This is a genomic window from Salmonella sp. NW177 (assembly GCF_051811585.1).
GTDB classification, from domain to species: domain Bacteria; phylum Pseudomonadota; class Gammaproteobacteria; order Enterobacterales; family Enterobacteriaceae; genus Salmonella; species Salmonella enterica.
This window is the reverse complement of the sequence record NZ_JAMMZV010000002.1, coordinates 682,154-694,954: the sequence shown is the minus strand read 5'-3', so window position 1 is coordinate 694,954 and position 12,801 is coordinate 682,154. Positions and strand designations below refer to the sequence as shown.

Annotated in this window: 15 protein-coding genes and 1 other annotated feature; of the genes, 7 read left to right on the top strand and 8 right to left on the bottom strand. The window is 48.3% G+C overall.

Translation table 11 applies throughout. The features are described 5' to 3' along the window. The first annotated feature begins 40 nt into the window (after positions 1-40). Positions 41-310 (top strand): ogr/Delta-like zinc finger family protein, encoded by a 270-nt coding sequence (locus NA986_RS10105; protein ID WP_001264830.1) that lies wholly within the window; start codon positions 41-43, stop codon positions 308-310. Between the two features lie 27 nt (positions 311-337). Here the strand turns inward: NA986_RS10105 and NA986_RS10100 are convergent, their stop codons facing one another. From NA986_RS10100 to NA986_RS10080, 5 genes are read right to left on the bottom strand one after another with little or no spacing between them, the layout of a single operon-like run. Next, a complete protein-coding gene (locus tag NA986_RS10100; RefSeq protein ID WP_000994501.1) occupies positions 338-2,995 on the bottom strand; it encodes a toprim domain-containing protein in 2,658 nt (885 codons plus the stop codon). Positions 2,996-3,033: 38 nt separating this feature from the next. After that, complete coding sequence (locus NA986_RS10095; RefSeq protein ID WP_000922120.1) at positions 3,034-3,252, bottom strand: ParE family toxin-like protein; 219 nt, start codon at positions 3,250-3,252, stop codon at positions 3,034-3,036. Between the two features lie 2 nt (positions 3,253-3,254). Next, positions 3,255-3,824 (bottom strand): 3'-5' exonuclease, encoded by a 570-nt coding sequence (locus tag NA986_RS10090; protein WP_000681787.1) that lies wholly within the window; start codon positions 3,822-3,824, stop codon positions 3,255-3,257. 9 nt (positions 3,825-3,833) lie between these two features. Further along, the gene (locus NA986_RS10085) at positions 3,834-4,166 is read right to left on the bottom strand and encodes a hypothetical protein (protein WP_000645096.1); all 333 of its coding nucleotides are present in this window, start codon (positions 4,164-4,166) and stop codon (positions 3,834-3,836) included. A 25-nt stretch (positions 4,167-4,191) separates the two neighbouring features. Next, on the bottom strand, positions 4,192-4,530 hold the full coding sequence (locus NA986_RS10080) for a Cox family DNA-binding protein (RefSeq protein ID WP_000661531.1): 339 nt from the start codon (positions 4,528-4,530) through the stop codon (positions 4,192-4,194). A 97-nt stretch (positions 4,531-4,627) separates the two neighbouring features. On the opposite strand from NA986_RS10080, the gene NA986_RS10075 reads away from it, so the two are divergent. The 4 genes from NA986_RS10075 to pheA all read left to right on the top strand — a co-directional run bounded on the left by NA986_RS10075 (position 4,628) and on the right by pheA (position 7,463). Further along, on the top strand, positions 4,628-4,933 hold the full coding sequence (locus NA986_RS10075) for a helix-turn-helix domain-containing protein (RefSeq protein WP_000185337.1): 306 nt from the start codon (positions 4,628-4,630) through the stop codon (positions 4,931-4,933). A gap of 66 nt (positions 4,934-4,999) precedes the next feature. After that, entirely contained in the window at positions 5,000-5,992 is a 993-nt protein-coding gene (locus NA986_RS10070; RefSeq protein WP_024132356.1) for a phage integrase, read from the top strand. Between the two features lie 162 nt (positions 5,993-6,154). Next, positions 6,155-6,280 (top strand) — a sequence feature (Phe leader region). Further along, the gene (gene pheL / locus NA986_RS10065) at positions 6,156-6,203 is read left to right on the top strand and encodes a pheA operon leader peptide PheL (protein ID WP_010989056.1); all 48 of its coding nucleotides are present in this window, start codon (positions 6,156-6,158) and stop codon (positions 6,201-6,203) included. Its footprint overlaps the feature before it by 48 nt. A 22-nt stretch (positions 6,281-6,302) precedes the next feature. Beyond that, positions 6,303-7,463 carry a bifunctional chorismate mutase/prephenate dehydratase gene (pheA, locus tag NA986_RS10060; RefSeq protein ID WP_023181675.1) on the top strand — a complete coding sequence of 387 codons (1,161 nt, stop codon included), beginning with the start codon at positions 6,303-6,305 and terminating at the stop codon, positions 7,461-7,463. On the opposite strand, the gene NA986_RS10055 is transcribed toward pheA, so the two are convergent. Genes NA986_RS10055 through aroF form a run of 3 tightly spaced genes read right to left on the bottom strand, consistent with a single transcriptional unit; the run spans position 7,424 to position 10,591 of the window. Then, the gene (locus tag NA986_RS10055; protein WP_000210993.1) at positions 7,424-8,332 is read right to left on the bottom strand and encodes an SMP-30/gluconolactonase/LRE family protein; all 909 of its coding nucleotides are present in this window, start codon (positions 8,330-8,332) and stop codon (positions 7,424-7,426) included. The two genes, pheA and NA986_RS10055, sit on opposite strands and share 40 nt — an antisense overlap. A 57-nt stretch (positions 8,333-8,389) precedes the next feature. Next, positions 8,390-9,511, bottom strand: a complete 1,122-nt coding sequence (gene tyrA, locus NA986_RS10050; RefSeq protein WP_000225185.1) for a bifunctional chorismate mutase/prephenate dehydrogenase — start codon at positions 9,509-9,511, stop codon at positions 8,390-8,392. A gap of 9 nt (positions 9,512-9,520) precedes the next feature. After that, positions 9,521-10,591 carry a 3-deoxy-7-phosphoheptulonate synthase AroF gene (gene aroF / locus NA986_RS10045; protein WP_001168062.1) on the bottom strand — a complete coding sequence of 357 codons (1,071 nt, stop codon included), beginning with the start codon at positions 10,589-10,591 and terminating at the stop codon, positions 9,521-9,523. Positions 10,592-11,030: 439 nt separating this feature from the next. Between aroF and NA986_RS10040 the strand changes: the two genes are divergently transcribed. Together NA986_RS10040 and dgcN are read left to right on the top strand one after the other, a co-directional pair. Continuing rightward, on the top strand, positions 11,031-11,549 hold the full coding sequence (locus NA986_RS10040; protein WP_001212379.1) for a YfiR family protein: 519 nt from the start codon (positions 11,031-11,033) through the stop codon (positions 11,547-11,549). Beyond that, complete coding sequence (dgcN, locus tag NA986_RS10035) at positions 11,542-12,762, top strand: diguanylate cyclase DgcN (RefSeq protein ID WP_001030985.1); 1,221 nt, start codon at positions 11,542-11,544, stop codon at positions 12,760-12,762. Before NA986_RS10040 ends, dgcN begins: the two co-directional genes overlap by 8 nt. The last annotated feature ends 39 nt before the right edge of the window (positions 12,763-12,801 follow it).

Here is a 12,801-nt window from a genome sequence, read left to right as displayed (position 1 = left end):
GCTAAAATATCAGCGTTTTCAGATTAACGGAGCGAGGGATATGCGGGTACTGAAAGTAAAATGTCCGGAGTGCGGGGCAAAAGCGGTTATCAGAAAAACCAATCCCAAACACCCCCATATTTCAGATATTTATTGCGCCTGTACGGATGTGGAGTGCGGACATACATTTGTACTGAACCTGACATTCTCCCACACACTCAGCCCCAGTGCGAAGACAGGCGATATGATGTTACAGACCATCATTAATTCATTCTCACCAGAACAGAAGCAAATGACGCTGGATTTATTAAAAGCCAGTCTGGCCGCATAACACATGGCACCGCACACGGTGCCTTTTTTATTTCTCTCGACCAAATATCCAGCACCGGAAGGTCTCAGGCATTCTGGACATATCCCCTTTACCGCGATTATGACGCTCACTTACTGCGCTGCGTGTGGTTCCCTGCCTGATGAAACGGCGTTCATTACCGTTTTTAAGCAGCTTTTTGATTTCCGTTAAGGTAAAAGGTATGCGCTGCCGGTGTGCAGCGGCGACTTCCTCCATGTGGTTAAAATTAACCGCTATTTCATTCTCATCAGACGAATGATTGATGCCATAAGGTGCCAGTTCATCCAGGTAATCAAACAACTCCCAGAACTCCTGAACCATAGGATGATCCTTTTTAAGTGCCTGGCAGCGTTCCACGGCCAGTGCAGTGATAGCCGCACGGGTTTTTTCTATGCGCTCAACCGGCAACGGTACAACAATCGCGAGCGCATCCAGCAGACCAGCCAGCTGCGCGTGATTTTTTGCAATACGAATATGGCGAATATCCGCATCAGACTCCAGTTCATTACGGGCGCGTTCGTAACTCCTGCTGAACGTATCCATAATTTCTTTTTCACGCATGGCCGCCAGTAACGTGAATCCGGACACCCGACTGACAGGGATTTGTTCAAGCCGCTCTGCGGCATGTCGCGTCTGAATGGACTGGCCACGTTTGTCAGTGTAGATATGGATAATACGCTCCAGAAACGCCTTACTGCCGTCTGTATCTGCGTTCTGTGCGATAACGATACTTCCCCTGAATGGCGGTTCATATGTCTCGTTATTGTTGGATTTGATGCCTACTGCGCGGGATGCCCGACCATTATACAGTGATTTCAGTTCATCCCAGTCAAAAGCACGCTGTTTCGCGTTGTCCGTGGTGCGATCACCTTCAATTAGCACCACCGGCAGGTTACTTACCTGAGCAAAGTTACGTCCGCGCGCTGCGGCCGTCGATTTAGATGGATCAAAACCTTCATATTCTTCACGGCCAGCGAGTTTCCAAAGGAACTCAATAAGCGTTGATTTACCCGTTCCGGGTTCGCCGACAATCTCCAGAAACGGAAATGACTTGTCACGTTCGCGGATTTGTTCAGCAAAGAGTGACCCCAGCCAGAACGCCAGCGCCACATATCCTTTTTCACCGAACGCCGTCCAGATATCGTCAATCCAGCCTGTGGTAAATTCATTCAGCTTTGGATTCAGATCCAGCACAGGCGTAAGACTCAGGCTTTTTACGCTTGCATGGTTAATTTCGAAATAATCCTCGTCATTCATTTCATACAGCCGGCCATCGCAAACGGCCACACGATTAAACAACCACGCTGAATAATCCTTGTTGTAACCAATAAAATTCTGCGTTTTAACCTCTTTGATTTCGGGAAGACGCATCTGAATAAACTTATCCAGCTGTTTGGTACTTCCGGTATACACAGCCCCTTTGGCAATATGCAACAAGCGCTTTTTGAACTCGGCGGAGCTGGTAAGCTGATTTGCTGTGAAGGTGTCTTTCACAGCCGGTCTGTTTGGCATATTCACCTTCACGTAATACCAGGACTCGTCCGTGGGTTCAGAACGCTGGAAATACAGGGGAGTCAGCCAGCAGTTGGCAATTTCCGTGACACATCCGGACTCTTTAACAGCTTTTTCTCTGGCCTCCCATTCCTGTATGACTTCGGTTCCGGTATTGGTAATACGATCCAGTGCGCGTGTGTACCGGTCAAGATCCAGCTCAAACCAGTACATACGTGAGCCATACTCAAAATAAAACGAATGCCATTCATTATGTTGATGCATAAGAAGGGCTTTTTCAGTCGGGCTTTTCGCCAGCAGGAGATCTCCATAATAGCGGTAATTTTTTATGTCTGATTTACTGAAACGGTCACGTAGCAGCAAATCATTCCAGTCCAGGCAAGACGATGATTTCATCGGCTGCGCGGCGCGCGTTTTCCAGCCGGCTGCATCACTGCGCGCAGCAAAAGCCAGTGTGTGTTTTGTACCGGCCTTATCACCATCAAACGCCCATACAAGGCGCGGGCGTGGTTTTTCACCCAATTCTTTGGCCAGTGTATCCAGCGCGGCCAGCGGATAATTATTGCTGCTCAGTGTTGCCACCGCAGGTAAGCCAGCCTGACAAAGACTCAGTGCATTGAAAATGCCCTCGGTGATCCAGATTTCGTTCACTTCCAGCAGGTTAATAAAAGGCGGTACCCACCAGTGACCAACATAGCTTCCTTTGATATTCGCTTTTTGTTTTCCGAAGCGCTGCGGCTGGTCAATGATACGCTCCCACATGGCACCACATGACAACTTAAACCGGACAGTGGCAGATCCCATACCATCCTTCACAAATGCACCCTGGGTAAAACTGCCTTTCAGTGGTTCCGTATTCAGTCCTCTGGCCTCACGCAGATAGGCTTCTGCCGCCGCATGTGGGGTTTCGGGCGTGTCCTGATAACGCTTAGACCAGTCTTCAAAAATATCCGAATACAGCTCTTTAACAACGACCTGATGACCGCAGTTATTTTCACGGCCACATTTCAGAATCCAGGGTTTCTCAATACTGGTAAATAACTCACGTTTATGACAGGCAGGGCATATGCCCTGCTGCAAATATTTATCTTTTTCTTTAAATTCAAAGTCACGGACAAGGCGGCGCACAACGTCCCGTTGTATCGTAGCGTTCATATATAATCCAGATATGAATAGTGAAAGAAAGGCAAAAATTATATTTTATACTGTTTGTTATATCGCTCATGCGTCATTAATTCCCAGTCCCTGCCCTTATTCTTACTAAGCAGACGCCAGCGATAGGAGACATGAACAGAAAAATAATGATTCGGCTTAATAACCTGATAAACCTTTTTGCCGTTGTAATATTCCGTCAGCGCTGAAAATGCCTTATTTATGACACTTTCACTTGCATGAGAGGTCACTTTCAGCATAGTTATTTCACACTGGCTATTTTCATGAGGTACGTCCAGACATAAGAAACAATTTTTGCCTGATGGATAGCATCATATAAAGCGTGATGTTTGACGCCTTCAAACTTAATAATATTATTAATATTCAGTCCCAGAGCTTTAGCCAGTGCACTTACTGTTCTTACATCACGATCATTCCAGTAATTCCACATCGGGCTTAACAAGCCGACCTTATTTGCAGCATGACGAAGAATAACGTTGTCGAATGACGATCCATTACCCCAGACCTGTAAATGATGTGCATCAGTGAGTTCACAGATAAAATGGAAAAGGTCAGATATGGCGGTATCCAGCGGACAATTCGCATCATTAATAATCTCGCTCTTTGCTTCGATGGACTGACGCAGCCACCACAACACGGTATCTGCGCCCATCGTGCAGTCGTAATCAACGCTACTTGTAAGACTGATACGACGATAGAATGTTTCCCCCATTTCACCCGTTTCCGGATTAAACAAAACAGCACCGATAGCAGTAATTGCAGCGGTTGGTTTATTATCCATTGTCTCAAGGTCAATCATTAAATGTTTCATGGTATTTCCTTAACGTTGAACGGCGGTAAGTTGTACAGCAGATTTATTATTTTTTACAGTGCATGAAGCGAGTGAAATGAGGCCTGGAATATTATCATCAACCGGAATACTCCCATTAAAAGCCATCATAGTAATTTCGTGAAGTTCACAATAATCCTCAAATTCATTATTAAACCTGGCCATTAAAGACATACCTTCGAGACACTTCGCCAGTTTTAAATTTAGCTCCATTAACTGGATACCATCGCTATGAACAGAGAATGACTCCTTCTCAATAGCACTTGCCTGTTCGCGATAGGTACGTAACAGGCTACGAATAAGCGTGGCGTATTTCGCTTTCATAGTGAATCCCGAATAAATTAAAAAATTATTTTTTACTATGGCTTGTTGTTTTACTCGTCGTAAAAACTCGCTTAGCCCACTCTTTAAAGATTCCTGGTTCAGATGTAAATAAGCGGTTTTTCCAGTTATGCCACTCAGGCGGTGCAGACTGCGCAAGGTAAGCTGCGTAATCATCCCATTCGCCACGATGAATATAAATTTCTCCCCCTTTTTTCGAGGGGTTATCAGGATCTTTCATGCGTACAACTGGCAACTTATTAGCAGAAGCCATTTTTCGGATCGCAGACGGTGTTTTACCTATGTAGGTAGCAAAAAGTTCTGGTGTCACCAGTAATGAAATCTCATTTTCGGATAGCTCTTTCATCTGTGTTATCCTCCGTCAGTTTGGGTTCTTAGGGCGCTTTAATCCGCTCTAGGGTGTATTTGTATGTCACATCTGACAAGCAAAGGATATGTCACATATGACCAACTCGTCAAGTGCAGGAAAGAAAATCCAATTAATTAGGAAGGCGGAGGGATTAAGTAGAAGTCAACTATCTGAAATAATAGGAATTTCCTACAACACTTTAACTAATTACGAAGTGAAAGGCATACAGATGACTGAAGGCAACCTCATGTTGTTCACTCAGCATCCAAGATTTGAAAAATATACGCTTTGGTTAATGACAGGCAAAACAGCACCGGCAGCGGGACAGGTCGCGCCGTCTCTCTCCCCTGATGGGCAAGACGACAAAAAATCATCCCACTCCACCCAGAAGGCTGGTTAATTGTCTGTTTTATATACGCATTAGCACATAATTTACATAATGATTCAGATGTCGGAGGGCTTCGCTATGTCGATTAAGAAGCTCGATGATGGTCGTTATGAAGTGGACGTAAGACCGCGCGGAACTTCAGGAAAGAGGATTCGCCGAAAATTCAACAGGAAGTCAGAAGCTCAGACATATGAAAAATATGTTTTGACAAACTTCCACGATAAAGAGTGGCAGGATAAACCAGCAGACAGAAGACTTTTGTCTGATTTGATCGCGCTATGGTGGAGTTACCACGGTAAAAACCATAATTACGGTGACTCATACAAAAAACGGCTAGAAAAGATTAACCGTGAAATGGGCGAACCCAGAGTTTACGAACTGACTCGTAATTTTTTAATGAAGTATCGTGCAAGCAGGCTACATGATGGTGTGTCTGCCGGAACGGTAAACAGGGACTTTTGTACTATGTCCAGCATGTTTAGGCTGCTGATTGATATGGAGGAGTTTCATCATGAAAACCCATTTCACAAGGTGCGTAAACTACGCCTGGAAAACACAGAAATGTCCTTCCTGTCAGAAGAGGAGATCCGGGACTTATTAATGGCACTCACTGGTGATGATCGTAGGGTTGTCGTGTTATGCCTAAATACAGGGGCGCGATGGGGCGAAGCCAGTAATCTGAAAGCAGAACACGTTATCAGTAATCGTGTAACTTTCGTCAAGACTAAAACTGGCCCGGCCCGGACAGTTCCAATTTCACAAGAGATAGCTGACTACATCCTTACGCGCAAATCAGGAAAGTTGTTTGACACTAACTATGAACGAGTTCGCGATGTACTCCGTAAGGTAAAACCCGACCTGCCAAGAGGACAAGCGCTTCATGTGTTACGACATACTTTTGCTACTCATTTCATGATTAACGGTGGAAACATTATCACGCTACAGCGAATCCTGGGGCATACAACTATTGAGCAAACAATGACGTATGCTCACTTCGCCCCGGACTATTTATCCGATGCTATACGGTTTAACCCTATGCGCGGGAGTGTCCAGATAATGTCCACCAACTAAGGCACTTTAGGGGTAATTAGGGCTGATAAGGCGCTCATAACTGATTGATTTAAATAAGAGCGTCTTATTTAATAAGTATTTCAATCGCACCTTCGGGCGCGTTTTTTGTTGACAGGATTAAAACAGTACGGGTACTGTACTTACGTACACAAAGGAAACAGTTATGAAGCTCACCCGGTTTTTCTTCGCATTCTTTTTTATCTTCCCCTGACCGGGAGGCGTTTCGTCATGTGATAAAGAATGCGAAGACGAACAAGAAGGCCTCCCCCACCGGGAGGCCTTTTTTATTGATAACAAAAAAGGCAACACTATGACATCGGAAAACCCATTACTGGCGCTGCGAGATAAAATCAGCGCTTTAGACGAAGAGTTACTGGCCTTACTGGCAAAACGACGCGCGCTGGCGATTGAAGTGGGACAAGCAAAACTACTGTCGCATCGTCCGGTTCGGGATATCGATCGTGAACGCGCGCTGCTGGACAGACTCATCCATCTCGGTAAAGCCCACCATCTCGACGCACACTACATTACCCGTCTGTTCCAGCTTATCATTGAAGACTCCGTGCTTACTCAGCAGGCGCTGCTGCAACAACATCTGAATAATACTCACCCTCATTCGGCACGTATTGCGTTTCTTGGGCCGAAAGGCTCCTATTCTCATCTCGCGGCGCGCCAGTATGCTGCACGCCATTTTGAGCAATTTATTGAGAGCGGCTGCGCAAAATTCGCCGATATTTTTCATCAGGTCGAAACCGGTCAGGCCGATTACGCCGTGGTTCCGATAGAGAACACCAGCTCCGGCGCTATCAACGATGTGTACGACTTATTGCAACACACCAGTCTGTCGATTGTCGGTGAGATGACCGTCACTATCGATCACTGCGTACTGGTTTCCGGCGCTACGGATCTGAATACCATCGAAACGGTGTACAGCCATCCGCAGCCGTTCCAGCAGTGCAGTAAGTTTTTGAGCCGCTATCCGCACTGGAAAATCAACTATACCGAGAGTACGTCGGCAGCGATGGAAAAAGTCGCGCAGGCGAACTCTCCGCGCGTCGCGGCGCTCGGCAGCGAGGCAGGCGGCATGTTGCACGGTTTACAGGTGCTGGAACGCATCGCCGCAAACCAGACGCAGAATATCACCCGCTTTCTGGTACTGGCGCGCAAAGCCATCAACGTTTCCGATCAGGTTCCGGCAAAAACCACTCTGTTAATCGCCACCGGGCAGCAAGCTGGCGCGCTGGTCGAAGCGCTGCTGGTGCTGCGTAACCACAATCTCATCATGACGAAACTGGAGTCGCGCCCCATTCACGGCAATCCGTGGGAAGAGATGTTTTATCTCGATATTCAGGCGAACCTGGAGTCGCAGGTAATGCAAAGCGCGCTAAAAGAGCTGGGCGAGATCACGCGCTCAATGAAAGTGCTTGGCTGCTATCCCAGCGAAAACGTCGTGCCGGTAGAACCTGCCTGACGTTCAATAAAACGGCTTTTCTTCATCCCTGCGACGGCTACCTGCAGGGTGAAGATGGCGCCGGAGAGCGGATAATCCGCCACTTCCTGAGCAGACATATTTTCTCTGGTAGTTGTAATAAACAGCGTTTTCATATCTGCGCCGCCAAAGCAAACCATCGTCGGACAACGTACCGGCAACCGGTACTCTTCCAGCTGCTCTCCTTGCGGTGAGAAACGCGCCACGCGCCAGCCGTCAAACATCGCGCTCCAGTAGCACCCTTCACTATCCATCGCCGCGCCGTCGGGAAGTCCTTCTCCTTCGCCAAAATGGCGAAAAAGTTCACGCTTGCCCGGTTCGCCATGCTTATCAAGTAACGTGCGGTATATCACGCCATTCGGCGTATCGGAGGTATACATCCACTGGTTATTCGGGCTGAACGCCAGGCCGTTGTGTCCCTGGATATCGCACTGGATCACTTTTGCCGTCAGGTCATGATCGATCCGCATCAGCAACGCGCCATTATAGTCACCTGGCGCCCAGAACGTTCCGGCATAAAAACGTCCATCGCCATCAGTGCCGCCATCGTTGAAACGCGCCAGTTTCGTATTAGAGGGATTGTCGCAAACCTTACGCTGCAATAATCCATTTTTATCGGCCAGCCAGATAGCATGACGCATGGCCACAATAAATCCGCCCTGCTCACGCAAGGCAAAACAGCCCACCTCTTCCGGAAACGCCAGCACGCTATGCGTCCCGCTCGCCGGATGGTAACGATGGATCTCCTGTTCCAGGATATCGGTCCAATACAGCGCGCTTTCATCCTCGCTCCATGTGGGGCATTCTGGTAGATGTCCGACATAATCAAATAAAACGTGCGGCGTAGTCATAACGGTTCCTTAAACGAAAAAAGCCAGCAAAGCTGGCTTTTAGTATAGATGTCATCATTATGGTCGGCTGTCATTCGCCTGACGCAATAACACACGGCTTTCATTCTGGAAGCGTCTGGCATAATCGCCAAACCAGTGTTCAACTTTGCGAAAACTGTCGATAAAAGCCTGCTTATCACCCTGTTCCAGTAACCCGATCGCATCGCCAAAACGTTTATAGTAACGCTTGATAAGCGCCAGATTGCGCTCCGACGACATAATAATGTCCGCATACAGTTGCGGGTCCTGGGCGAACAGACGCCCGACCATCGCCAGCTCCAGTCGATAAATCGGCGATGATAGCGCCAGAAGCTGCTCAAGCTGGACGTTCTCTTCCGCCAGATGCAGCCCATAAGCGAAGGTAGCAAAGTGGCGCAACGCCTGGATAAAAGCCATGTTCTGATCGTGCTCGACAGCGCTAATTCGATGCAACCGCGCGCCCCACACCTGGATTTGCTCAAGGAACCACTGATACGCTTCCGGTTGACGCCCGTCACACCAGACCACCACCTGCTTCGCCAGGCTCCCGCTGTCCGGACCAAACATCGGATGCAAGCCCAACACGGGGCCATCATGGGCCGTCAACATTGCCTGCAACGGACCGCTTTTCACCGATGCCAGATCGACCAGAATACAGTCGGACGGCAGGGGCGGCAGTTGCGCTATGACCTGTTCAGTAACATGAATCGGCACGCTGACGATCACCATTCCGGCATCGGCGACAATGTCCCTGGCGCGCGGCCAGTCCTGCTGTTCCAGAATATGGACCTGATAGCCCGACAGCGTGAGCATTTTTTCAAACAGACGCCCCATCTGTCCGCCGCCGCCCACAATGACGACCGGACGCAGAGAAGGACAAAGCGTTTTGAACCCCTTATCATTTTCGCTGGAGTAAGATTCACGCATTACCCGGCGCAGGACATCTTCAATGAGATCGGGCGGGACACCGATCGCTTCTGCTTCCGCCCGTCGTGAAGCCAGCATAGAGGCCTCACGCTCCGGCACGTAAATAGGCAGGCCAAAACGGCTTTTCACCTCGCCGACTTTGGCAACCAGTTCCAGGCGCTTAGCCAGTAAATTCAACAACGCTTTATCGACATCATCTATTTGATCGCGTAACGCGGTCAATTCAGCAACCATAACAACCTCTTATGCGACGCGCACCGCCAGCTGGCCGCTCAAATCTTTATGAATTTCACGTAACAGGGCATCGGTCATCTCCCAGCTAATACAAGCATCGGTGACGGAAACGCCATACTTCATTTCGCTGCGCGGCTGTTCAGAAGACTGATTCCCCTCATGAATATTACTTTCAATCATTAAGCCAATGATTGAACGATTGCCATCTTTAATCTGCGCAACCACAGATTCGGCAACGGCTGGCTGGCGGCGATAATCTTTATTGGAGTTACCATGACTGCAATCTACCATCAGCGAAGGACGTAGTCCCGCCTGTTCCATCTCTTTTTCACACTGAGCGACATCTGCCGGGCTATAGTTTGGCGCTTTGCCGCCACGCAGAATCACATGGCCATGCGGATTTCCCTGGGTTTGCAATAACGCAACCTGACCGGCCTGGTTAATGCCAACAAAACGATGAGGTTGCGCAGCGGCGCGCATGGCGTTAATCGCTGTCGCCAGACTGCCATCCGTGCCGTTTTTAAAGCCGACCGGCATAGAAAGACCAGACGCCATTTCGCGGTGGGTTTGCGATTCGGTTGTGCGCGCGCCTATCGCCGACCAGCTAAACAGATCGCCCAGGTATTGCGGGCTGTTCGGATCCAACGCTTCGGTCGCCAATGGCAACCCCATATTCACCAGTTCCACCAGTAGCTGACGCGCTATTTTCAACCCGGCTTCCACATCAAATGAGCCATCCATGTGAGGATCGTTAATCAGCCCTTTCCAGCCGACGGTAGTCCGCGGCTTTTCAAAATAGACGCGCATTACCAGATAGAGGCTATCGCTGACCTCTGCGGCAAGGGCTTTAAATCGACGGGCATATTCCAGAGCGGTTTCAGGATCGTGAATAGAACAAGGACCGCATACCACCAACAGACGCGGATCGCGCCCGGCAATAATGTCAGAAATGATTCCCCGGGACTGCGCTATCTGCGCTTCCTGCGCCAGGCTCAAGGGAAAGGCCGCTTTAAGCTGCTCCGGCGTCATTAATACCTGTTCATCGGTGATACGTACGTTATTCAGCGCGTCTTTTTGCATGATGGCGATCCTGTCTTTTCTTGTTTGCGATAGTTGATCCTCCACGAGGATGTTTAAACCATACCACAAAAAGTAAAGATTTCAATCCATATTACGTAAAATAAACTTTACATCATGCGAAATCATCGATTAAACCCCTTCATTTCGTATCAAAAACTTTACACAACAAGTGAATTATTTTATTCCCAGCCTCAGAAAAGCGGTAAAATGAGCGATGCTCGCTATTTTTTGATTATTTTTTGTCCGCACACATATTTTTACTTTCTGATATAGGGTGATTAATACCATTATCACAAGAATTTAATATCAGGGATGCCACTTAAATTATTCATATTATCAATAAGACATAATGACGATATGGCAAAATAATGTTATTTTGCTACAAACAATCACGGATGTATTTTAATGCTTTACGACTGAAGATGGTGGGGACTTGTTAATGCGTTTTTCTCACCGATTTATCCTTCTGTTATCGCTATTATTAGCAAGCTTGCCTCTGTATGCTCAACGCGTCACGGAAGAAGAGAAATCCGTACGCGCCATCGTCTCCGGTATCGTCAGTTATACACACTGGCCGGCGTTATCCGGGCCGCCAAGGCTATGCATATTTTCATCTGCGCGTTTTGTCAGGGTACTTAGCGAAGAGGCTGACTGGGCTTTCCCTTATCAACCGCTTGTCATCCGTACCACACAAGAAGCCCTGAGCGCCCGCTGTGATGGTTTTTACTTTGGCAATGAATCGCCAGCTTATCAGGTGGAGTTAACGCGTCATTATCCAGTTAATGCCTTGTTATTAATTGCCGAGCAAAATACCGAATGTATTATTGGCAGCGCATTTTGTCTGATCATTAACAATGATGAAGTCAAATTTTCCGTCAACCTGGACTCCCTCTCGCATAGCGGCGTGAGAGTGAATCCAGAAGTATTAATGCTTGCACGGAATCAAAAGCATGAATAAGGAATTTTCTCTGTCCAGACCAACATTTAAACGCACACTACGGCGGATTAGTATAATCAGCGTGCTGCTTACAATGACATTGATCTGGCTATTAATTTGCGTTGCGTCTGTCCTTACGCTCAAACAGTATGCGCAAAAAAATCTCGATTTGACCGCCGCCACAATGGCCCATAGCCTTGAAGCGGCACTGGTATTTTCCGATAACGCGGCCGCAGCGGAAACGCTCGCCACACTGGGACGCCAGGGACAATTTTCAGCGGCGGAGGTCCGCGATAAAAATGGCCGTACTATCGCCTCATGGCGCTATGATGCGCGAGCCGCAGACGATAAGCTCATCGGCTTAATTAGCCACTGGCTTTTTCCATTGCCGGTATCGCAACCCGTCTGGCACAACGGCAGGGCCATCGGCGAAGTACGGCTTGTCGCCCGCGACAGCCTTATTGGTCATTTTATCTGGCTATCGCTGGCAGTGCTGACAGGATGTATTCTGCTGGCATCCGGCATTGCCCTGCTGCTCACGCGTTATTTGCACAATGGCGTTGTGGATGCGCTGCAAAATATTACTGAAGTTGTACACGACGTTCGCACTAACCGAAATTTTTCACGCCGGGTACCTGATGAGCGTATTGCGGAATTTCACCTGTTTGCGCAGGATTTCAATAGCCTTCTGGATGAGATGGAAGAATGGCAGCTACGGCTTCAGGCTAAAAATGCCCAGTTACTACGTACCGCGCTGCACGATCCGCTGACGGGGCTTGCCAATCGCGCGGCATTTCGCAGCTGTATTAACGCGCTGATGAAGGACAATTCCGCTCGTAGCAGTTCGGCATTGTTATTTCTGGATGGCGATAACTTTAAATATATTAATGATACCTGGGGACATGCGGCAGGCGACCGCGTACTTATAGAGGTTGCCAAAAGATTAGCGGAATTCGGTGGTAGCCGTTATCAGACTTACCGACTCGGCGGCGATGAATTTGCGATGGTGCTTTACGATGTACATTCGGAATATGAAGTACAACGTATTTGCGCAGCGCTATCCCAGGCGTTTAATCGACCTTTTGAACTGCATAACGGCCAGCGAATAACGATGACCCTGAGTATTGGCTTTGCGCTGACATGGGAACATGCCACTGCCGAAAAACTACAAGAACTGGCCGATCGAAATATGTATCAGGCTAAACACCGGCGTGCGGAACGCTCGCTAAACTAAGGAACGGGCCTGGCCGTTTCTGACTCAGCGTTGAGACCA